This is a genomic window from Hymenobacter polaris (assembly GCF_012927305.1).
Taxonomy (GTDB): Bacteria; Bacteroidota; Bacteroidia; order Cytophagales; family Hymenobacteraceae; genus Hymenobacter; species Hymenobacter polaris.
In genome coordinates this window covers 142083-165265 of the sequence record NZ_JABBGH010000001.1, presented here as the reverse complement: position 1 = coordinate 165265, position 23183 = coordinate 142083, and the positions used below count along the sequence as shown (strand labels likewise).

Sequence of the window (23183 nt, the reverse complement as noted above, 5' to 3'; positions counted from 1 at the left end):
GCGGCTGCTTTCGCAAGAGGGCAGCCGCCTTTTTTTAGATTAGATGAATAAAAGAACGTCATGCTTCGCTTTGCTCAGCATGACGTTCTTTTGACTATCACTTCCTGCTTACGCTATGCCGCGCATTCTCACCATCGACGACGAAAAGGCTATTCGCTTCGCCCTCAAAGACATCCTGGAGCTGGAGGGCTACCAGGTAGACCAGGCCGAGGACGGGCCGACGGGGCTGGACATGCTCATCCAGCAGAAGTATGACGTGGTGCTCTGCGACATCAAGATGCCGCGCATGGACGGCATGGAGGTGCTGGAGCGGGCCCGCATGCTGGCCCCCGACGCGGCCTTTATCATGCTCTCGGCCCACGGCAACATCGAGCTGGCCGTGGAAGCCACCAAAAAGGGCGCCTTCGACTTCCTGCCCAAGCCGCCCGACCTCAACCGCCTGCTCGTGACCGTGCGCAACGCCTTGGACAAGAGCAAGCTGGTAACCGAAACCAAGACCCTGAAGAAGAAGCTGGCCACCGCCGGCAAAAGCGGTTCCGACATGGTGGGCACCTCCGAGGCCCTAGGGACTGTGCGCAAAGCCATCGAGCGCGTGGCCCCCACCGATGCCCGCGTGCTCATCACCGGCCCCAACGGCGCGGGCAAGGAGATGGTGGCCCGGCAGCTGCACCAGCTCAGCCCCCGCGCCGGCGGCCCGCTGGTGGAGGTAAACTGCGCCGCCATCCCGAGCGAGCTGATTGAGAGCGAGCTGTTTGGCCACGAAAAGGGCTCGTTCACCTCGGCCGTAAAGCAGCGCATCGGCAAGTTTGAGCAGGCCGACGGCGGCACGCTCTTCCTGGACGAGATTGGGGATATGAGCCTCTCGGCCCAGGCCAAGGTGCTGCGCGCGCTGCAGGAAAACAAGATTACCCGCGTGGGCGGTGAAAAAGAGATAAGCGTGAACGTGCGCGTGCTGGCCGCCACCAACAAGGACTTGATGCAGGAAATCGCCGACAAGAACTTCCGCGAGGACCTCTACCACCGCCTCTCGGTCATCGTTATCAAGGTGCCGCCCCTCAACGACCGGCGCGACGACATCCCGGAGCTGGTCGAGAAGTTCCTGGCCGACATCGGGGCCGACTACGGCAGCAAGCCCAAGAAAATATCGGCCGCCGCCCTAGGCTACCTCAAGGGCCTCGACTGGCGCGGCAACATCCGCGAGCTGCGCAACGTGGTGGAGCGCCTAGTGATTATGAGCGACGGCACGATTGAAGAAGCGGACGCCAAGGCCTTTGCGGGCAAGTAGCGTTTCGCGTAGCTACGGCTACCCAGTAGAAAATAGCGCCGGCCCTGTAGATAGAGCCGGCGCTATTGTTTTTGTAAGTGCTGTTCTCAGTAATTCCAGCTTCTTCTTCCGGAAGGTTTAAAACGCAAATATCCGGTTTGCTCACTGGTTTACCTGCTGCGAAGCCTGCAGTGCGTCAACTCCTCTTGTCAGCATTATAACGGCCCGGTTACAAACGAAACTACTACGGCGAAACGACCATGCTGAGTTTTTGTAATGCTATCTAGAGTCACATAATCTCTAATTTCCTCTCCTCCGAAATCAATTTCTGTTTGCAGCTTTAAGTGAGAAGAATTTTCAGCCAGATGCTTCGTAAATGCTTGCACGCCTTTCTTGATATCTATCGGTGCATTAATACCGCGTTGAATCTCATTCATAAGCTTGCCGCCAGCCACGTACCAGTATTTTAAATTTGATGTATCTGCCTTAAATCGTGAAGTTTCAAAGCGAAAGGTTAGTACATAATATTCGCATCCCCAATTGGTGACCACCAATTTATCTCCGTTATCGATGCTCGCCGTTTCTACTGCCGTTAGGCTATCCGACTGCAAAACAAAAGTGGTAGTTGGAAAATATTCCTTTCTGAGAACTGGCTCTGCTTGTCCGCGAATACAATCACTATTGCTTTCTACCTTCTCGTTTTTCTCTTGCCTTTGACTAGCAGCTGTCAGGACCACGCTGTCTGGCGATACAGCTTGCCGCACTCCATGCTCTTGCCTACCCACGTTGGTATTACACGCAAAAAGTCCGGTTAGCAAACAACAGACCATCAAATTATTGTGTCGCTTTATAACGCTGCTACTGAGCATTCGAGTGAAGGTAGTCATGCTTAGTTTTAACCAACTAGTACTATTTGCCAGCGCGCCCGCAATTACTGCCCAATGCAAGCCGGTGTCCTATCACAAGGTACTGACATAGGCAGAAATAGACACATTTGCTCCTACGCTGCCTGCTGGCTGCAGCCCCGAATATCCGAGTTATCCAGGCGGCCCAGCACCTCGAAGCTACCATCGGGGTGGCGGCGGGCCAGGTCCTTGGTTTCTAGTAAAGCGCACCTACTGGCATCGCTTCAGACCGAGCAGCATTCTGGTTGGATTTGGAAATTTAGACGGAAAGAACTGGCTAGCTCCTTGCTGAATTAGTTAGAGCCTTTGAGAAGAATCGTCTTCAAAGGGTTGCTCACGTTCTGAGGTCGCGTTTCGTTACAGCAGGCTGGCGAGCGGGTCATTCACCGTTGCTACCGCTGCCCCGGCCTAGGGTTTGAGGATGGCGTCGGCATCGTTCCCGGAAACGATGCCGCAACTATTTCCAGCCAGGAGCTTGCTAATGCGAAAGGGATGCGACTAATATGCACCTTTCCCACCCCTCTCATTCATGAAACTACTCGCGCTCGCGACGCTGGCCGGCGCGCTACTGGCTGGCGGCCCGGCCCTGGCCCAACCCATGTTTCCTGCCCCGCCCACGCTGCCCCCAGTGCCGGTGCCGCAGTTCCGCCCCGATACGTTTGACTTGCGCCGCTACGGGGCCGTGGCCGATGGCCAAACCCTTAACACCCACGCCTTCGAGCAGGCCATTGCCGCCTGTGCCCAGGCGGGGGGCGGCACCGTGCGCGTGCCCGCTGGCCTCTGGCTGACGGGGCCAATTGTGTTGCGCAGTCATGTAAACCTGCACCTCGCGGCCGGGGCGTTGGTGCAGTTCACGGCCGACCATGCGCAGTACCCACTGATACGCACTACCTGGGAGGGCGAGGAAGCCGTGCGCTGCCAGGCCCCACTCTCGGGTACCGACCTGCGGGAGGTGGCCATCACCGGCCCCGGCACCCTCGACGGGGCCGGCGACACTTGGCGGCCGGTGAAGAAAAGCAAGCTCAGCGCGGGTGAGTGGCAGGCGCTGCTGGCGAAAGGCGGCGTGCTGAACGAGAAAAAAGACACTTGGTATCCCTCGGAAGGCTCGCGGCGGGGCAATGAGTTGGCCGCCGCCAAGCAGCTACCCAAGAGCCTGAACCCGGCCGACTTCACCGAGCTGCGCGACTACCTGCGGCCCAACATGCTGAGTCTCACGCGCTGCCAAGGAGTGCTGCTCGACGGATTCACCATTCAGAACTCGCCGGCCTGGACCATGCACCCGCTGCTGTGCCAGCAGGTAACGGTGCGCGGCGTGACGGCCCAAAACCCCTGGTACGGCCAGAACACCGATGCCATCGACCTAGAGTCGTGCCGCGACGCGGTGGTGCGGGGCTGCACCTTCAGCGTGGGCGACGACGGGCTGTGCCTGAAAAGCGGGCGCGACGAAGAGGGCCGCCGCCGGGGCGTACCCACCGAGAACGCACTGATTGAGGACTGCAAAATATACCGTGCCCACGGCGGCTTCGTCATCGGTTCCGAGATGTCGGGCGGCGTGCGCAACGTGGTGGTGCGCAACTGCGCGTTTATGGGCACCGATGTGGGCCTGCGCTTCAAAACAACGCGGGGCCGGGGCGGGCTGGTGGAGAACGTGTGGGTGGAGGGCATCCGCATGACCGACATTGCGGCCCAAGCCATTGTGTTCGACATGTACTACATGGCCAAGGACCCGGTGGCCCAGCCCGGCGACAACGCTGCCCCGCCCGCCATCGCCGCCCAGCCGCTGGGCGAGGGCACGCCCGCCTTCCGCCATTTCTACCTGCGCGACGTGGTGTGCCGCGGGGCCGAGCAGGGCATTCTGGTGCGGGGCCTGCCCGAGCGCAACATCGAGGACGTAGTGGTACGGGATGCCGTGCTGCAATGCCGCCAGGGCCTGCTGTGCCAGGAAGCCCGCAACATTCACTTCCAGAACCTGACCCTGCTGCCCACCGACACCCGCCCCGTGCTGGAGGTGCAAAATGCCCAGGGTATTACTTTCCAGAACCTGCGCTACCCCGCCGGCACCGATCTGCTGCTGCGCGTCAGCGGCCCCGCCAGCCGCGACGTGCGCCTGCTGGGCACCGACACCAAAGCCGCCAAGCAGACCGTGCAGCTAGGCGATGGCGCAGGCAAGAAGGCGGTGCAGGTAGCGGCGAAGTAGGCAACGATTGACCCCACCCCCCGGCCCCCTCCCCTGCGGGAGAGGGGGAGCCTGACGCTAGCGGTCGTCTGCCTTATGCCGTAGCTCCCCCTCTCCCGCAGGGGAGGGGGCTGGGGCGATGCGCCAGAACAACTAACTCCATGAAATTCCTCCTCCCCACCCTCCTCGCCCTGCCCCTGCTGGCCCCCGCCCAGCAGCAGCCGGCGCTGCCCCTCTCGCAGCGCCTGGCCGATACGTTCATCGCCCAGCACCCCGACTCCATCGTAATTGGCAGCCGCAAGACGGCGCGCTGGGACTACGAGCAGGGGCTAATGCTGCGGGCGCTGGAGCGGGTGTGGGAGCGCACAGCCGACAAGAAATACTTCACCTACGTGCAGCACGATGTAGATTCCTTCGTGCAGCCCGACGGCAGCATCCGCACCTATAAGCCCGAGGAGTACCAGCTCGACAACATTGCCACCGGGCGGGCGCTGCTGCTGCTGGGGCAGGTGTCGGTGCCCGGCAACGAGAAGTACCGCAAGACCGCCGCGCTGCTACGAAAACAGCTGGCCGAGCAGCCGCGCACCAAGGAGGGCGGCTTCTGGCACAAGAAGACCTACCCCAACCAGATGTGGCTCGATGGCCTGTTCATGGCCGCGCCCTTCTACGCCGAGTACAGCGCCCTCACCGGCGACCAAGCCGGGCTGGACGACGTGGCCCGGCAGTTCGCACTGGTAGAGAAGCACTTGGTGGACCCTAAGACCGGCTTGCTGCGCCACGGCTACGACGAGAGCCGCCAGCAGAAATGGGCCGACCCCGCCACCGGCCAGTCGCCCAACGCCTGGGACCGCGCCCTGGGCTGGTACGCCATGGCCCTGGTGGACGTGCTCGACTACCTGCCCGACGGCAACCCCCACCGCGCCGAACTGGTGGCCGACCTGCGCCGCCTGGCCCCGGTGCTGGCCAGGTACCAGGATGCCAAAACCGGCCTCTGGTACCTGGTAATGGGCCGCGAGAGCGAAAAAGGCAACTACCCCGAGGCCAGTGGCAGCGCCATGTTTGCCTACGCCCTGGCCAAAGCTGCCCGCCTAGGGTACGTTGATAAAAAATACGCCCAGGTGGCCCGCAAAGGCTACGAAGGCATCGTCAGCACTTTCGTGAAGCCCGATGCCAGCGGCGCGCTGGCCCTAGGCGGCACCGTGAGCGTGGGCGGGCTGGGCGGCACGCCCTACCGCGACGGCTCGCTGGCTTACTACCTCAGCGAGCCGCTACGCGTGAACGACCTCAAGGGCCTAGGGCCGCTCATTCTGGCCGGCATCGAGCAGGACATCGCGGCCGAGCAGGTGGCCGGCCCACCCAAAACCGTGGGCCTTGACTACTACTACAACCACGAGCTGCGCCCGAATGCCTTCACCGGCCGCCCCGAGCAGTGGCACTACACCTGGGACGACCGCACCCACGGCGGCTTCTGGCTCTGGGGCAACCAGCTGCGCGAGCTGGGAGCCCGCACCGTGGCCCTGCCCGCCGCCCCCACCGCCGCCTCGCTCAAGCCCCTGAGCGCCTACATTATCGTGGACCCGGATACCAAGAAGGAAACCCCCGCCCCGCACTACGTGGAGCCGGCCGCCACCCAGGCCCTGGCCGACTGGGTGCGGGCCGGCGGCACGCTGGTGCTGCTGGCCAACGACACCGCCAACTGCGAAACCCGCCACTTCAACGAGCTGGCCGCCCGCTTCGGGGTGCAGTTCACCGGCCAGAGCGTGAACATGGTGCAAGGCAGTCAGTTCGAGCAGGGCCGGGTGGACCTGGCCGGCGGCGCGGCCGTATTCCCGCAGGCCCACACGGCTTATATCAAGGAGCTGGCGGTGCTCAGCGTGCAGTCCCCGGCCACCCCGCTGGTGGTGAACGGCGGCCATAACATCATGGCCGTGGCGCAGGTGGGCCGGGGCCGCGTGTTCCTACTCGGCGACCCCTGGCTCTACAACGAGTATACCGACGGCCGCAAGATTCCGGCCGAGTTTCAGAACTTCCAAGCCGGCAAGGACCTGGGCCAGTGGATGCTGAAGTAGCAGTGACGAAAGCAAAGCAGACCGTCATGCTGAGCTTGCCGAAGCATCTCTACCGCGTGGCTATTCTTCAAACGTTGCGGTTAGTTACGCGGTAGAGATGCTTCGGCAAGCTCAGCATGACGGTCTGAGATAGTTACTTATGAAACTCTTATTCCTCTCCCTCCTCTTTCTCCCATTCGCCGCGCTGGCCCAGCGCCGGCAGCTGACCGTGGCCGCCGATGGCAGCGGCAACTACCGCACCGTGCAGGCTGCCTTCGAGGCCGTGCCCGACGGCAACGCCGAGTGGTTGACCATCCGGGTGAAGCCGGGTACCTACCGCGAGCATCTGACGCTGGCCGCCGCCAAAACCCACGTGCGCCTGCTGGGCGAGGATGCCGCCCGCACCATTCTCACCTTCGACAACTATCACCAAAAAATTGACCCCGCCACGGGCAAAGAGTACGGCACTACCGGCTCGGCCAGCATCCACCTCTACGCCGCCGACTTCACGGCCGAGAATATCACCTTCGCCAACTCGGCCGGGCCGGTGGGGCAGGCCGTGGCCGCCTGGGTGGCCGGCGACCGCAGCTGCTTCCGGCACTGCCGCTTCCTAGGCTTCCAGGATACGCTCTACACCTTCGGCTTCGGCAGCCGCCAGCTCTACGAGGACTGCTACGTGGAGGGCACCGTAGATTTCATCTTCGGCTCCAGCACTGCCTGGTTCGAGCGCTGCACCATCGTGGGTAAGCGCGGCGGCTTCTTCACCGCCGCCTCTACCCCCGACACCACGCGCTACGGCTACGTTTTCAATCACTGCCGGCTGCTGGGCGCACCCGATGCCCCGGCCGGGTCGTTTTACCTGGGCCGGCCCTGGCGGCCCTATGCCAAAACGGTGCTGCTAGGCTGCGAGCTAAGCGCCGTGGTAGCCCCCGCCGGCTGGGACGAGTGGGGCAAAGAAAGCAACAAGCAAACCACTTACTACGCCGAGTACGCCAGCACCGGCCCCGGTGCCGCCCCCGCCGCCCGCGTCCCCTGGTCGCACCAGCTCACTGCTGCCGAAGCTGCCCGCTACACCCGCGCCGCCGTGCTGCGGGGCTGGGTGCCGCGGTAGGGGGTACCTTATCCCCCTCTCCTTTAGAAAGGGGGCTAAGGGGTGAGGTCCATCAGGGAGGTCGATTCGCGCACGTGCAGCGCGGTGGGCATCGTCACGGTAGCGGGTGGGGCGGCGCGGTGCTTGCGCTCAATGATATCGAGCAGGCGGGCCACGGCTTCGCGGCCGATGTCGGTGGCGGGCTGCTCCACGGTGCTCAGAGCAGGGGCCAGCATGTCGGCCACGGTAAGGTTGGTGAAGCCAATAAGCGACACGTCGGCGGGGATGCGCAGGCGGCGCTGGCGCAGGGCGGCCAGGCAGCCCACGGCCAGGCGGTCGCTGGCGGTGAAGAAGGCATCGGGCGGGGGCTGCAAGGCCAGTAGCTCGTCTACGAGCGGGCCTACCTCGTTGGGGCCGAAAGTGCCGAAGCGCACCAGGGTTTCGTCGTAGGCCAGGCAGTTCTGCTCCAAGGCGGCGCGGTAGCCGGCCAGGCGCTCCTGCGTGATGCTAAGCCAGGGCTGGATGGTGAGGTGGGCAATGCGGCGGCGGCCGGTTTTAATCAGGTGCTCGGTGGCGGCGTAGGCCCCGGCAAAGTTGTCAGCCACCACGCGCGGGGTAGCGAGCTGGCTGCTTACGCGGTCGAACTGCACGATGGGCGCGTGCTGCTGGAACTCCTGCAAGTGCGCCACGGTGCTGGTTTCGGAGCTGAGCGAGATGAGCAGGCCATCGACGCGGCGGGCCAGGGCCTGGCGCAGGGCAGCTACCTCGCGCTCGTAGGTTTCGTGGGTTTGGAAGATGATAACGTCGTAGCCACGCTGCTGGGCCACCTCCTCGATGCCGTTGATGGCCTGCGAGAAGTAGTAGTTGGCAATTTGGGGCACCACCACGGCTAGGGCCTTGCTGCTGCTGCCCTTCAGGCTGAGGGCGATGGGGTTGGGGCGGTAGTTGAGGCGGGTAGCGCACTCCATCACCAGCCGCTTGGTTTCGGGGTTTATTTCGTAGCTGTCGCGCAGGGCGCGCGATACGGTGGACACTGAAATATTCAGTTCGCGGGCAATGTCTTTGAGGGTGGCGGCTTCCAAGGGTTCTACTAGTTAGAGTGCAAAAGTGGTGAGTGAGCGCCCACCTACCTAATCACTGCCGCTGCCTAGGCCTAGGGAAGTAGGCAAGGGGCGAACGCAAACGCGGAAACGTTACCGACAACGATTGCGCAAATAAAAACAATCCGGGCGGTGCCAGTGAACTTCATCATTCCTTAAACTTCGACCTATCAGCGCTTCCCATTCTTTTTTAAAGCTGCTTTTGGCTTTGCAAAGTGCTACTGTGGCGCGTTCGGCTTGCCTTCCATTTCTCCCACCCGGCCGCCCGTGCGCGGCGCTTCTTTATGAAACACTTCTTCCTTGTGTGTTGGCTGGTGCTGCTCGGCAGCCTCGGCACGGCCTTTGGGCAGGCCCGCACGGTGCGCGGCACCGTAAAAGGCCCCGACAATGACGCGCTGCCCGGCGTAACGGTGGTGCTGAAGGGCACCACCAACGGGGTTACCACCAATTCCGACGGCAGCTATGCCCTCACTATCCCCGACGGGCTGAAGGGGGCCGTGCTCCGCTTCAGCTTCGTCGGCTACGTGAGCCAGGAGATAGCGGTGGGCAGCCAGTCAACCATCGACGTGAAGCTGGTGAGCGATACACAGAGCCTCGACGACGTGGTGGTGATTGGCTACCAGGAGGTGCGCCGCTCCGACGTGACCGGGGCCGTATCGTCGGTGAGCGCCCAGCAGATTAAGGACGTGCCGGTGAACTCGGCCGCCGAGGCGCTGACGGGCCGCCTGGCGGGCGTGCAGCTGACCAGCTCGGAGGGCACGCCGGGCAACACCAACTTCCAGATTCGGGTGCGCGGCGGCGGCTCCATTACCCAGGACAACTCGCCGCTCTACATCGTGGACGGGGTGCAGATTGAGAACGCGCTGGGTGTTATCGCGCCCCAGGATATTGCCTCGGTGGACGTGCTCAAGGATGCCAGCTCAACGGCCATCTACGGGGCCCGCGGGGCTAACGGCGTAGTTATCATCACCACCAAGGGCGGCAAGGAAGGGCGCACCACGCTTACCTACAACGGCTTCGCGGGCTTCCGCAAGATTACCAAGACCCTAGGGGTGATGGACCCGACCAACTACCTAAACTGGGAGTACGAGCGGGCGCAGCTCACGGGCACGGGCGCGAGCGTGTCGGGCGGCACCAACACCTTCAAGACCGTATTTGGCTCCCTCAATTTCAATGGCGATACGCTCAACCGGCTGCGCAGTATGCCCTTCCAGGACTGGCAGAACCAGGTATTCGGACGCAGCGCCTTCCAGCAGACGCACAACATCTCGCTGAGCGGCGGCACCAAGTCGACCACCTACAACCTGAGCTTGACGCGCAACACCGAGGACGGCATTCAGCTGGGCAGCAGCTACACGCGCAGCCTGGTAAACTTCCGGATTGACACCAAGGCCAGCGACAAGCTCCGCGTGGGCTTCAATGCCCGCTTCAACGACCAAACCAACCTAGGGGCGGGCACCGGCGCGGCGCTGGGCACCAGCAGCACCGGCCAGACGGTGAACACCGGCTCGCTGGTAACCTCGCGCCTGCGCAACGCCGTGGAGTACATTCCCTTCAACCTGCCCTCGTTTAGCGGCGACCCCACCACGGCCTTCGACCCTGACTTCTTCAACAACTCCAGCCTCGTGAACCCGGTGCTGGCCATCAACAACGAGTACCGCGAAGACAAGCGCCGCACCATCAACATGAGCGTGACGGGCAGCTACAACATCCTCCCGCAGCTGGTGTTCCGCACGGTGGGCGGCTTCGACTTCACCTACGCCAACCTCAACACGTTCAACGGCCTGTACTCGCCCACCATCCGGCAGGCGTCTGGCGGCTACCAGAACCTGCCCTTCGTGAGCCTCACCGAGGGGCTGACCTCGACCTTCAACCAGTCGAACGTGCTGGACTACACCTTCAAAAAAGATAAGCACACCCTAAACGTGCTGCTGGGCCAGGAAACCTACCAGCAGCGCACCACCCAGCAGTACGTGCAGGTGAACTTCCTGCCGGCCGACATCACGGCCGAGCGGGCGCTGGCCAACATCAACCAGGCCGTACTGCCCACCGGCACCGTGAGCCAGCCGGTGCTGCCCACCACGAGCGTGCCCGTGGACTACCGGCTGATTTCGGGCTTTGGGCGCATCAACTACAGCTACGACGACAAGTACCTGCTCACGTTCTCGGCGCGCGAGGACGGCTCCTCGAAGTTTGAGCCGGGCAACCGCTTCGGGCTGTTTCCGGGCGGCTCGGTGGCCTGGCGCATCTCGAAAGAGGGCTTCTTCGACCCGCTGACTAACACGGTGTCGGACCTGAAGCTGCGCTTCAGCTACGGGCGGGCGGGCAACAACCGCATCCCCGACTTTCTCACCAAGCAGCTCTTCACGCCCGGCAACGCCTCCTACGCGCTCAACCACATTACCATTCCGGCCACGGCGGCCACTACGCTGGCTAATCCGAATTTGAAGTGGGAAATCACGACCACCCGCGACCTGGGCGTGGACGTGAGCTTGTTTGGCGGGCGGGTGCAACTAACGGCCGATGCCTACTACAACAACACCAACGACCTGCTGGTGGCCGTGCCGCTGCCCGGCTTCACGGGCTACACGCAGTACTACGCCAACGTGGGCTCGACCAGCAACCGGGGCCTGGAGTTCCAGCTGAGCGGCACGGTGGTGCAGACGGGCAGCTTTTCGTGGACAGCCTCGGCCAACGCCTCGCTCAATCGCAACCGCATCGAAAGCCTGAGCAACAACGCCACCGAAATCCAAAGCATCCAGTCGGGCTGGGCGGGCACGGCCCTATCGGGGGCCGACTACGTGGCCCGCGTCGGCTCGCCGGTGGGCCAGATGTACGGCTACGTGACCGACGGCTACTACACCCGCGACGACTTCGAAAACTATAACTACGCCACCCGCACGGGTACGCTCAAGACCACCTCGGCCAGCGACGCGAGCGTGCTGGGCCAGACTGTGAGCATTGGCACCCTGAAGCTGCGCGACGTAAATGGCGACGGCATCGTGAACGAGAGCGACAAGACGGTTATCGGCGACGCGAACCCCAAGATTATCGGCGGCCTCAACCAGCAGTTCACCTTCAAGGGCTTCGACGCCAGCGTGTTCCTCAACTTCGTGGCTGGCAACAGCATCTACAACGCCAACAAGATTGAGTTCACGACCAGCACGGCCAACACCAGCTACGCCAACCTGCTGAGCAGCATGGACAACCGGGTGCGCTACACCGACAACAACGGGGCGCTCATCACCGACGAAACCACTTTCAACCAAGTGAATGCCAACGCCAGCATCTGGAGCCCCGTGCGCGGCAACTACGTGCTGCACTCCTGGGCGGTGGAAAGCGGCTCGTTTCTGCGCGTGAACAACATCACCCTAGGCTACACCGTCCCCAAAACGCTGACCAGCCGCGCCAAGATTCAGCAGCTGCGCTTCTACGTGACGCTCAACAACCTGGCCACCCTCACCGGCTACTCGGGCTACGACCCGGAGGTGAACACGCGCCGCGGCACCCCGCTGACGCCGGGCGTGGACTACGCCGCCTACCCACGCAGCCGCGCCTTTTTGTTTGGCTTGAATTTGAGCTTGTAACACCAACCGCAGGTCAGCCAAGCTAAGCTTCTGCTTGGTGCAATCGCCAGGACGACTTGCCCGCCACGGGCTGCCAGGCCGGAGCTTGGCGCTACACTTCCCACCCGCATCTACGCTACCCATATGTCTCTCAACTTCAAGAAGCTGCTACTTGCCTTGGCCACCGGGCTGGGCCTAGGGGCCTGCCACTACCTCGACGTGGAGCCGGTGGCCCTGCTGAGCACCGCCGACACGTTTTCGACCGTGAGCGGGGCCACCAGCGCCGTGCTGGGGGCCTACGACCCGCTCTCGGGCGACAACACCTACGGCACCCGCCTGAGCATGTACTACCCCTACGATACCGACGAGCTGATTGGCTCCAGCGGCACCTTCGACACGGGGCGGCGCGGCATTGCGCGCTACAAGGCCTACGCTTCCAACACCGAGATTATCAACCCCTGGAACAACCTCTACCAGGGCGTGGAGCGCAGCAACATCTGCATCAAGTACATTCCGCAGATGCCGCAGTACACCAGCGGCAGCGCCGCCGACACGGCCGCCGTGCACCGCCTCTACGGCGAGGCCCTGACGTTGCGGGCGCAGTACTACTACGAGCTGATTCGCAACTGGGGCGATGTGCCGGTGCAGCTGACCCCCAGCAGCTTCGACCAGAACCTGAGCCAGCCCAACGCCGACCGCAACCAGACCCTGACGCAGCTCATTGCCGACCTGGCCGTGGCCGAGAAGCTGGTGCCCTGGCGCTCGAACGCGGGCGTGGCCAGCGAGCGCCTCACCAAGGGCGCGGTGAAGGCCCTGCGCGCCCGGCTTTGCCTGCAGCGCGGCGGCTACGCGCTCATCGGCAATACCATGACCCGCCAGGCCGACTACCAGAGCTACTATACCATCGCGCGCCAGGAGTGCCTGGAAATCATGGCCCAGCGGAGCCAGCACACGCTTAACCCCAGCTACTCGGACCTGTGGCTGGGCGTGAACCAGCAGCGCCGCGACAATTACAACGAGATTCTATTCGAGGTGGGCATGGCCGGCTCTACGGCCACCGGCGACTCGAAGCTGGGCTACTACAACGGCCCGCGCCTCAACAACTCGCCCACCTACGGCAGCACCCAGGGGGCCGTGACGGTGGTGCCCACCTACTTCTACGCCTTCGACTCGCTCGACGTGCGCCGCGACATCACCATCGCGCCCTACCAGTTTGCCAGCGGCAGCAACAACCAGTCGGGCGTGGCCCTCAATACCATCTACGACGGCAAGTTCCGGCGCGACTGGCACAGCCCGGCGCTGCCCGGCACCAACAACTACCTAGGCTACAACTGGCCCATTATCCGCTTCGCCGACGTGCTACTGATGTTTACCGAAGCCGACAACGAGCTGAACGGCCCCACCGCCGCCGGCAAGGCCGCCCTGCTGGAAGTGCGCACCCGCGGCTTCAACGGCAACGCCGCCCGCGCCGCCCTGAACGTGGACTTGAGCAGCAAGGCCAGCATGTTCAACGCCCTGGTGAACGAGCGCCTGCTGGAGTTCGGCTCGGAGGGCGTGCGCAAGTACGATTTGCTGCGCTGGAACCTGCTGGCTGATAAGCTGGCCGCCACCAAGGCCAGCCTGCGCCTGCTGCAAGCCGGCACCGCGCCCTACAACACGGTGCCGCAGTACCAGTATTACAAGGTGGTGAACGGCGTAGTGCAGTGGCAGCGCTCGTTCTACCGCCCCTCGCCCAGCGCCACCCCCAGCGGCACCACCCGCGTGAACTGGCGGGCTGGCATTGATGCCACCTACGTGGCCAACCTGCAGCCTAACGGCACCGCCGTGCAGGTGGGCACCACCAGCGTCAACAGCGTTGGCTCGGGCATGGCTGCCGAGTACGTGCCCGGCCAGGGCAAGGAGCTGCTGCCCATCCCCCAGACCACGCTGGACACCGACCCGGCCCTGAAGCAGAACTACGGGTACTAGCGGCGCGGGCGTTGAGCCTCCCTCCCCCGGCCCCCGCCTGAACGACCTCACTACCGAAACTTATCCGAGTGCAAACCATACCGACCTTATCTGAAGCCCTGGTGCGCGCCGGGGCGGCCAGCGCCGCCGTGCGCCTGCCCGACCCCGCCCTGCTGGCACTGCCCGAGCGGGTACTGCAGTTCGGCACCGGCGTGCTGCTGCGCGGCCTGCCCGACTTCCTCATCGACCAGGCCAACCGCCAGGGCATCTTCAACGGCCGGGCGGTGGTGGTGAAAAGCACCAGCGGCGGCGACGTGGCCGCCTTCGAGCGGCAGGGCGGCTTGTACACGGTGTGCGTGCGCGGCATCGAGGACGAGCGGCCAGTGCACGAGAACGTGGTGTGCGCGGCCATCAGCCGGGTGCTGGTGGCCCGCACGCAGTGGGCCGAGGTGCTGCGCGTGGCCGCCAGCCCCGACCTGGCCGTGGTGGTGTCGAACACGACGGAGGTGGGCCTGGTACTCGATGCCGACGACGACGTGCGCGCCCAGCCGCCGCGCTCATTTCCGGGCAAGCTGCTGGCCGTGCTGCTGGCCCGCTACGAGGCCCTAGGGGGCGCCGCCGCGCCAGGGCTGGTGATTGTGCCCACCGAGCTGCTGTCCGACAACGGCACGCTGCTGCGCGGCATCCTGGCTGAGCTGGCCGAGCGGCAGGGAATGAGCCCGGAGTTCCGGGCCTGGCTGGCCGAGGCCAATACCGTGTGCAACTCGCTGGTGGACCGCATCGTGCCCGGCGCTCCCGACGCGGCCGCCCGCGCCGCGCTAACCCAGGAGCTGGGCTACGACGACGAGCTGCTGCTCATGAGCGAGGCCTACCGCCTCTGGGCCATCGAGGGCGACGAGCAGGTGCGCCGGGTGCTGAGCTTCGAGCAGGCCGACGCAGGCGTGATTGTGCAGCCCGACATTACGCAGTTTAAGGAGCTGAAACTGCGCCTGCTCAACGGCACCCACTCGCTGGGCTGCGGGCTGGCCGTGCTCTGCGGAGTGCCCACCGTGGGCGAGGCCATGCACGACCCGCTGCTGCTGGGCTACCTGCAGGGCCTGCTGCTGGCCGATTTGCTGCCCGGCATCCCCTACCCCGTGGATGAGAAAGTGGGCCAGCGCTTCGGCCTACAGGTGCTCGACCGCTTCCGCAACCCCGCCGTGGAGCACCGCTGGCTGGCCATCACGCTCAACTACTCGGCCAAGCTGCGTAGCCGGGTGCTGCCCGATTTGCTGCACTACGTGGCCCGCTTCGGGCGGGTGCCGCACTACGTGGCCCTGGGCCTGGCCGCCTACCTGCTGTTTATGCGCGGCCAGCGCGAGGAGGGCGGCACCTGGTACGGGGAGGCGCAGGGGCAGGAGTACCCCATCAACGACGAGCAGGCGGGCTACTACGCCGCCCTTTGGCAGCGCCTGCCCGAGCCGGCCGCCCTAACGGCGGCAGCCCTAGGCCACGAAGCGCTCTGGGATACTGACCTGACTACCGTGCCCGGCCTGGCAGACATGGTGAGCAGTTTCCTGACCCAGCTACTGCGCGAAGGCGCGGCCGCCACGCTGGCGGCCGTGCTGCGCGGCAGGGTGGCGGCGTAGACTATTGGTAACGTTTGCGCAGTTTTTATTTTCCAAAAAGCAGCCATTCGCGGTTATTACGCTGTTACTTCAACTACCGCCTGCATCCTTAGCTGCCCGGCGGCTACCCATCCGATGAAGCACCTAGTAGCCAAGATTCACCCCGCCGACAACGTGCTGGTCGCCCTCACGGACCTACCCATCGGCACGCCCGTGGGCTGGGACGGGGTGATGGTGACGACCACCGAGCGCATACCAGCCAAGCACAAGCTGGCCCTGCAGCCCCTGGCTGTCGGCGACGAGGTGACGATGTACGGCGTGCTGGTGGGCCGCATGGCCGCCCCCGTGCCCGCCGGCGGCCTACTCACAACCGGCAACATTAAGCACGCCACCAACGCCTACCAGGAAGGCCAGCACCGCCTGCAGTGGCAGCAGCCCGACGTGAGCCGGTTTGTGGGGCGCACCTTCCTAGGGTACCACCGGCCCGACGGGCGGGTGGGCACGGCTAACTACTGGCTGGTTATCCCGTTGGTGTTCTGCGAGAACCGCAACATTCAGGTGCTGGAAGAGGCGCTGGTGAACGACCTAGGGTATGCGCGCCGCAAGAGCTACCAGCCCCAGACGCAGGAGCTGATTAGCCTCATGCAAGCCGGCAAGTCGGTCGAGGACATCCTGGCGGCCGACCTGCACACCGAACTGGACGGCCGCGAGAAGCCGCGCCTATTTCCGAACGTGGACGGCATCCGGTTTCTGACCCACGAGGGCGGCTGCGGCGGCATCCGGCAGGATGCGCAGGCGCTGTGCGGGCTGCTGGCCGGCTATATTACCCACCCCAACGTGGCCGGCGCTACCGTGCTCAGCCTAGGGTGCCAGAATGCCCAGGTGAGCATGTTGCAGGATGAGATTGCCAAACGCGACCCTAATTTCCAGAAGCCGCTGTTCGTGCTGGAGCAGCAGAAAGTGGGCACCGAGGAGGCGCTGGTGAGCACCGCCCTGCGCCAAACCTTCGCCGGCCTGATGCAAGCCAACGCCCAGCAGCGCCAGCCCGCGCCGCTCAGCAAGCTGTGCCTGGGCTTGGAGTGCGGCGGCTCGGATGGCTTTTCGGGCATCTCGGCCAACCCCGCCGTGGGCCACACCTCCGACCTGCTGGTGGCCCTAGGGGGCTCGGTGATTCTGGCCGAGTTTCCGGAGCTGTGCGGCGTAGAGCAGGAAATCGTGAACCGCTCGGTCAACCACGACACGGCCCAGCGCTTCACCTCGCTCATGAAGGCTTACGGCGACTCAGCCGTGGCCGTGGGCTCGGGCTTCGACATGAACCCCTCGCCGGGCAACATCCGCGACGGACTGATTACCGACGCCATGAAATCGGCCGGCGCGGCCCGCAAAGGGGGCTCATCGCCGGTAGTGGCCGTGCTCGACTACCCCGAGCTGGTGACGCAGCCGGGCCTGAATTTGCTCTGCACCCCCGGCAACGACGTGGAAAGCACCACCGCCGAGGTCGGCTCGGGGGCCAACGTGGTGGTATTTACCACCGGCCTGGGCACGCCCACCGGCAACCCCATTGCCCCGGTCATCAAAATCAGCTCCAACACCAAGCTGGCCCAGCGCATGCCCGACATCATCGACCTGAACACCGGCACCGTCATCGACGGCGAGGAAACCATTGAGCAGGCCGGCGAGCGCATCCTCGACTACGTTATCCAAGTAGCCAGCGGCTTGGAAGTGAGCGCCGTGCGCCACGGCCAAACCGATTTCATCCCGTGGAAGCGCGGGGTGTCGCTGTAGCCGCAGGAGCTAAACAGAACGTCATGCTCATCTGGCGTCCGCGCAGCCGAAGCAGCTCTACCGCGCCGTTTGCGGGTCGTTCAACGAAGCAGGAGAGATGCTTCGGCTGCGCGGACGCCAGATGAGCATGACGTTCTGTTTGCTCATTACTCATTGATAATTGCTCATTACCTATGACTCCCTTTCTCTCCGACGATTTTCTGCTGCACACGCCCACGGCGCGCCACCTTTACCACGAGCACGCCGCGCCGCAGCCCATCATCGACTACCACTGCCACCTGCCGCCCGACCAGATTGCCCAAAACCGGCAGTTCGAGAACGTGACCCAAATCTGGCTCTACGGCGACCACTACAAGTGGCGGGCCATGCGGGCCAACGGCGTGGACGAGCGCTTCGTGACGGGCGACGCCTCGGACTGGGAGAAGTTTGAGAAATGGGCCGAAACGGTACCCTATACCGTGCGCAATCCCCTCTACCACTGGACGCACCTGGAGTTGCGCCGCTACTTCAGCATCACGGAGTTGCTGAACAAGGACAGCGCCCGCCGCATCTGGGAGCAGTGCAACGCCCTGCTGCAAACGCCCGAGTACCGCGTGCAGGGCCTGCTGCGCAAGATGAATGTGCGCACGGTGTGCACCACCGACGACCCGGCCGATACCCTGGAGCACCACCAGGCGCTGCGTGAGCAGGGCTTTGAGGTGCAGATACTGCCCACCTTCCGCCCCGACAAGGCCATGACGCCCGAGGCCGCCGACTACCCGGCCTACCTGGAGCGCCTAGGGGCTGCCGCGGGCAAGAACATCGAGACCTACAGCGACTTGCTGGCCGCCCTGCGCCAGCGCCACGACTACTTCGCCACCTTAGGGTGCCGCCTGAGCGACCACGGCCTAGAGCGCGTGTACGCCGTGCCCTACACCGACGAGCAGGTGGCGGCCATTTTCGCCAAGGCAAAAACCGGGCAGGCACTGTCGCCCGCGGAGGTAGAGCAGTTTAAGTCGGCCATGCTGGTGGAGCTGGCAGTGCTGGACTGGGAAAAGGGCTGGACGCAGCAGTTCCACCTGGGGGCGCTGCGCAACAACAATACCCGCGCCCTGCGCCAGCTCGGCCCCGACACCGGCTGGGACTCGATTGGCGACTTCGGGCAGGCTACGAGCTTGTCGCGTTTCCTCGACACGCTCGACAACCAGAACAAGCTCGCCAAAACCATCCTTTATAACCTTAATCCGGCCGATAACGACTTGTTTGCCACCATGATTGGCAACTTCCAGGACGGCTCGGTGGCCGGCAAGATGCAGTTCGGCTCGGGCTGGTGGTTTCTGGACCAGAAGGACGGCATGGAAAAGCAGCTCACTGCGCTCAGCAACATGGGGTTGCTCAGTCGCTTCGTGGGCATGCTCACCGACTCGCGCAGCTTCCTCTCCTACCCGCGCCACGAGTATTTCCGCCGCATCTTGTGCAACCTGCTGGGTGGCGACGTGGAGCGCGGCGAGCTGCCCGCCGAGGAGCTGCCCTGGCTGGGCGAGCTGGTTGAGCGCATTTGCTACGGCAACGCGCGGGAGTATTTTGGCTTCGAGCAGGCTACTGCGCCGGTAGGTGCGGGAGAGCTTGTGGCCTAGGCTTTTTTAACTATGAAGTATGCATTATCACGTAAAAGCACGTCATGCTGAGCTTGCCGAAGCATCTCTACCGCGTAAGTAACTGCTAACGTTAGGATTACTTTCGCGGTAGAGATGCTTCGGCAAGCTCAGCATGACGTGCTTTTACGTGATAATGCATAATTTACAACTTACTGTAAATCAGCAATGAAAGTCGTTACCTTCGGCGAAGTGATGATGCGGCTCTCGCCGCCGCTGAACTACCGACTGCCCCAGGCCGCGAGCCTGGAGATTACCTACGGCGGCGGCGATGCCAACGTGGCCGCCGCCCTGGCCTGGATGGGCGTGCCGGCCGCCCACGTCACGGCCTTTCCGCAGCACGAGCTGGGCCACGCCGCCGCGGCCCACCTGCGCCGCTTCGGCGTCGATACCCGGCACTGCCTCTTCACCGACCGTGGGCGCCTAGGGCTGTATTTTCTGGAAGTGGGCGCCTCGCTCCGGCCCAGCCGCATCGTGTACGACCGCGCCGACTCGGCCTTCGCCAACCTCGACCCGGCCGCTTTCGACTGGGATGAAATTCTGAAGGATGCCACCTGGCTGCACTGGACGGGCATTACGCCGGCTATTTCGGCCGCGGCGGCCCAGGCTACAGCCGATGCCATTGCGGCGGCGCGGCGCCTAGGGCTCACCGTATCGGCCGACGTGAACTACCGCCGCAATTTGTGGCAGTACGGCCAGCGCGCCCAGGACGTGATGCCGCCCCTGGTGGCCGGCTGCGACCTGGTGGTGTGCACCGAGGGCGACGCCGACGACTTGTTCGGCATCCGGGCCGAGCCGGGTACCGAGAACGGCTTCGTACGCATGAGCGAGCAACTGGCGGCTCGCTTTCCGCAGATTAAGCGCGTGATTGCCACCCATCGCCGCACGCAGAGCGCCTCGCACGAGCGCATTTGCGGGCTGCTGTGGCAGGAAGGGCAGTTTTACGAAACGCCGTTCTACGACATTGCCCCGGTGGTGGACCGCATTGGGGGCGGCGACTCGTTTATTTCGGGGTTCATTTTTGGCGCCGCCACCTACGGCAGCCCGCAGGAGGCCCTAGGGTTCGCTACTATTGCCTCGGCGCTCAAGCACACCGTGCACGGCGACATCAACCTGGTAACGCCCGCCGAAGTCGAGCACCTGATGCAGGGCAACCTCACTGGAAGATTAGTGAGGTAAACGAACGTCATGCTGAGCTTGCCGAAGCACCTTGGCAGGCGGTTGTCGTTCGAATATCGTCCTGCCAAGATGCTTCGCTACGCTCTGCATGACGTTCTTTCTTAGCAATTAATACAATGCCTTCCTCTTCTGAAACCCTTGCCGCCCTGCTGGCCGTGCCGTTAGTGCCGGTGTTTTACCACGCCGATGCCGGCTACGCCGCCGACGTGGTGCGCGCCTGCTACGCCGGCGGCCTGCGGGCCTTCGAGTTCACCAACCGCGGGGGCAATGCCTTCGAGGTGTTTGAGGCCATAGGGCAGCTGGTGGCCCGCGAGTGCCCCGAGCTGGTGCTGGGCATCGGCACCATCTACCGGGCGGCTGAGGCTGAGCGGTTTATCGGGGCTGGGGCGCGGTTTGTGGTGCAGCCCGTGACGACGCCCGACGTGGCCGCCACCTGCCAGTACCACGACGTGCCCTGGGTGCCGGGCGCCCAAACCCTAAACGAGATTTTCCGCGCCTCCGAAATGGGCTCGCCGCTGGTGAAGGTATTTCCTGGCAACGTGGTGGGGCCCGAGTTCATCAAGGCCGTGCGCGGCCCGCTGCCCGGCGTGCCCCTGATGGTAACGGGCGGCGTGGAGCCCACCGAGGCCAGCCTGCACGACTGGTTTGGGGCGGGCGTAAACGTGGTGGGCATTGGCTCGCAGCTCTTTAAAGGCGCCGCCGACCCGGCCGCCATCACGGCGCGGGTGCAGCCGCTGCTGCAGTTTTTGCCCAAACCGAAGGTAGAATGAGTATTGAATAGAACGTCATGCTGAGCGGAGCAACGCGGAGCCGAAGCATCTCTACCGCGTAACTACCTGGCAACGTTTGTGTTACTTATGCGGTAGAGATGCTTCGGCTCCGCGTTGCTCCGCTCAGCATGACGTTCTGCTTTGCATCGATTACCCTAGGTTCCGTCCTCCTTTAGCGCTATCCTTCCCCTCCCGATGAATCCCACGCTTCGCCCTTCCTCCCCGCCTACCGCGCCGCCAATTGCGGAAGTAGTGGGCCGCTACCGCTGGACCATCTGCGGGCTGGTGTTCTTTGCCACCACCATCAACTACCTCGACCGGGCGGTTATCTCGCTGCTCAAGCCCTACCTGGAAACGGCGTTCGGCTGGAATTCGGGCGACTACGCCAACATCGAGATTGCCTTTAAGCTAGCCTATGCCCTGGGCATGGTGGGCGTGGGCCGGGTGGTCGATAAGCTGGGCACCAAAATCGGCTACGCCCTCTCGACGGCGCTGTGGAGCGTGGCCGCCATGGGGCACGCGCTCGTGACGAGCACCCTGGGCTTTGGGGTGGCGCGGGCGGCGCTGGGCGTTACCGAGTCGGGCAATTTTCCGTCGGCCATCAAGACCGTGGCCGAGTGGTTTCCGCAGCGCGAGCGGGCGCTGGCCACCGGCATCTTCAACTCGGGGGCCAACGTAGGCGCCATCATCGCGCCACTCTCGGTGCCGTTTATTGCCGAGCGCATGGGCTGGCAGTGGGCGTTTCTCATTACTGGGGCGTTCGGGTTTATCTGGCTGATTTTGTGGTTTATCTACTACGAAACGCCGCTGCGCCAGAAGCGTCTGGGCGCCGCCGAGCTAGCTTACATCGAGAGCGATAACCAGGGGCCCGTAAACGAGGTGCAGGAGGTGCAGCCCAAGGCCTCGTGGGGCCAGCTGCTGGGCTTCCGCCAAACCTGGGCCTTCCTGCTGGGCAAGTTCCTCACCGACCCCATCTGGTGGTTTTACCTGTTCTGGCTGCCCGACTTCCTGGGCAAGCAGTACGGGCTGAAGGGCACCAGCATTGCCCTGCCAGTGGCGGCCGTGTACGTGCTCTCGAGCGTGGGCAGCGTGTACGGCGGCTACCTGCCCCTCGGGCTGATGCGGCGCGGCGTACCGGCCTTCGAGGCCCGCAAGCGCGCCATGCTGCTCATCGCGTTCTGCGTGCTGCCCATCGTGTTTGCGCAGTACCTGGGGCAGCTGAATATGTGGCTGGCGGTGGGCGTAATCGGGCTGGCGGCGGCGGCCCACCAGGCCTGGAGCGCCAATATCTTCACCACCGTGTCGGATATGTTTCCGAAGCGGGCGGTGGCCTCGGTCACGGGCCTAGGGGGCTTCGCGGGCGGCATGGGCGGCATCGCGCTCTCGGCGCTGGTGCAGAAGCGCATGTTCGTGTACTACGAGCGCATTGGGCAGCTCGACCACGCCTATTTCATCATGTTCCTCATTTGCGGCGCCATCTACCTGCTGGCCTGGGGCCTCATGTTCACGCTAGTGCCGCGCATGGAGCCCATTCAGCTGGACGACGCCGTATAACCTGACAAGCGCTTACCATGAAAAACCTAGTGCTGCCGCTGCTGCTGGCGGGCCCGCTCCTAGGGCTGGCGCAGGCCCGCAAGCCCGCCAAGCCCACTACCGCCCCGTTGCCCGTGCAGGCCAACCTCGCCCGGCGCGATGCCGAAGCTGCTAAGGAGGTGGAAGCCTTGGAGCGTCAGCGCTTTGCCGCGCAGGTGAGCAAGGACTACGCTTTTCTGGAGCGCGCCTTTAGCGACGACCTCGTGTACACGCACGCCAGTGGCAAGCAGCAGGGCAAGGCCGACTACCTGCAAAGCATCCGCGACGGCAAGAGCGTGTACGACAAGATTGACGTGGAAAATATCAACGTGCGCGCTTATAACGGCGGCATGGCGGCCGTGGTGAACGGGCAAATCACCATCACCCAGCCCAACAAGCCCGACGGCAGCCCCAACGTGGCCCACCTCAAGTACGTGACCGTGCAGATACGGCGTCCCCAGGGCTGGCAGGTGGTGCTGTGGCAGTCGCAGAAGCAGCCGGAGAAGCAGTAAGCCCTTAAAGAAGAACGCCATGCTGAGC

15 protein-coding genes are annotated in these 23183 nt (G+C 63.9%); 13 read left to right on the top strand and 2 right to left on the bottom strand.

Features of this window, described 5'->3' with window-relative positions:
• Window positions 1-115: 115 nt before the first annotated feature.
• The gene (locus HHL22_RS00685; RefSeq protein ID WP_169529058.1) at window positions 116-1285 is read left to right on the top strand and encodes a sigma-54-dependent transcriptional regulator; all 1170 of its coding nucleotides are present in this window, start codon (window positions 116-118) and stop codon (window positions 1283-1285) included.
• A gap of 194 nt (window positions 1286-1479) precedes the next feature.
• Here the strand turns inward: HHL22_RS00685 and HHL22_RS00680 are convergent, their stop codons facing one another.
• Entirely contained in the window at window positions 1480-2151 is a 672-nt protein-coding gene (locus HHL22_RS00680; protein ID WP_169529057.1) for a hypothetical protein, read from the bottom strand.
• Between the two features lie 547 nt (window positions 2152-2698).
• Here HHL22_RS00680 and HHL22_RS00675 point away from each other — a divergent pair.
• The 3 genes from HHL22_RS00675 to HHL22_RS00665 all read left to right on the top strand — a co-directional run bounded on the left by HHL22_RS00675 (window position 2699) and on the right by HHL22_RS00665 (window position 7504).
• Window positions 2699-4366 carry a glycoside hydrolase family 28 protein gene (locus HHL22_RS00675; protein WP_169529056.1) on the top strand — a complete coding sequence of 556 codons (1668 nt, stop codon included), beginning with the start codon at window positions 2699-2701 and terminating at the stop codon, window positions 4364-4366.
• A 140-nt stretch (window positions 4367-4506) separates the two neighbouring features.
• Complete coding sequence (locus HHL22_RS00670) at window positions 4507-6414, top strand: DUF4350 domain-containing protein (protein WP_169529055.1); 1908 nt, start codon at window positions 4507-4509, stop codon at window positions 6412-6414.
• 139 nt (window positions 6415-6553) lie between these two features.
• The gene (locus HHL22_RS00665) at window positions 6554-7504 is read left to right on the top strand and encodes a pectinesterase family protein (protein ID WP_169529054.1); all 951 of its coding nucleotides are present in this window, start codon (window positions 6554-6556) and stop codon (window positions 7502-7504) included.
• Between the two features lie 35 nt (window positions 7505-7539).
• Here the strand turns inward: HHL22_RS00665 and HHL22_RS00660 are convergent, their stop codons facing one another.
• Window positions 7540-8565, bottom strand: a complete 1026-nt coding sequence (locus tag HHL22_RS00660) for a LacI family DNA-binding transcriptional regulator (protein ID WP_169529053.1) — start codon at window positions 8563-8565, stop codon at window positions 7540-7542.
• 302 nt (window positions 8566-8867) lie between these two features.
• Between HHL22_RS00660 and HHL22_RS00655 the strand changes: the two genes are divergently transcribed.
• From HHL22_RS00655 to HHL22_RS00615, 9 genes are all read left to right on the top strand, one after another.
• Window positions 8868-12170, top strand: coding sequence for a SusC/RagA family TonB-linked outer membrane protein (locus tag HHL22_RS00655; protein WP_169529052.1), 3303 nt, complete (start codon window positions 8868-8870; stop codon window positions 12168-12170).
• Between the two features lie 123 nt (window positions 12171-12293).
• Entirely contained in the window at window positions 12294-14117 is a 1824-nt protein-coding gene (locus HHL22_RS00650; RefSeq protein ID WP_169529051.1) for a RagB/SusD family nutrient uptake outer membrane protein, read from the top strand.
• 68 nt (window positions 14118-14185) lie between these two features.
• Window positions 14186-15724 carry a tagaturonate reductase gene (locus tag HHL22_RS00645; RefSeq protein ID WP_317172612.1) on the top strand — a complete coding sequence of 513 codons (1539 nt, stop codon included), beginning with the start codon at window positions 14186-14188 and terminating at the stop codon, window positions 15722-15724.
• A gap of 114 nt (window positions 15725-15838) precedes the next feature.
• Window positions 15839-17488: a UxaA family hydrolase gene (locus HHL22_RS00640; protein ID WP_169529050.1), complete on the top strand. Its 1650-nt coding sequence runs from the start codon at window positions 15839-15841 to the stop codon at window positions 17486-17488.
• A 173-nt stretch (window positions 17489-17661) separates the two neighbouring features.
• Window positions 17662-19104, top strand: a complete 1443-nt coding sequence (gene uxaC, locus HHL22_RS00635) for a glucuronate isomerase (RefSeq protein WP_169529049.1) — start codon at window positions 17662-17664, stop codon at window positions 19102-19104.
• A 186-nt stretch (window positions 19105-19290) separates the two neighbouring features.
• Entirely contained in the window at window positions 19291-20301 is a 1011-nt protein-coding gene (locus HHL22_RS00630) for a sugar kinase (protein WP_169529048.1), read from the top strand.
• Between the two features lie 116 nt (window positions 20302-20417).
• Window positions 20418-21071, top strand: coding sequence for a beta/alpha barrel domain-containing protein (locus HHL22_RS00625; RefSeq protein WP_169529047.1), 654 nt, complete (start codon window positions 20418-20420; stop codon window positions 21069-21071).
• A gap of 195 nt (window positions 21072-21266) precedes the next feature.
• Window positions 21267-22625 carry an MFS transporter gene (locus HHL22_RS00620; RefSeq protein WP_169529046.1) on the top strand — a complete coding sequence of 453 codons (1359 nt, stop codon included), beginning with the start codon at window positions 21267-21269 and terminating at the stop codon, window positions 22623-22625.
• Window positions 22626-22642: 17 nt separating this feature from the next.
• The gene (locus HHL22_RS00615; RefSeq protein WP_169529045.1) at window positions 22643-23155 is read left to right on the top strand and encodes a nuclear transport factor 2 family protein; all 513 of its coding nucleotides are present in this window, start codon (window positions 22643-22645) and stop codon (window positions 23153-23155) included.
• The last annotated feature ends 28 nt before the right edge of the window (window positions 23156-23183 follow it).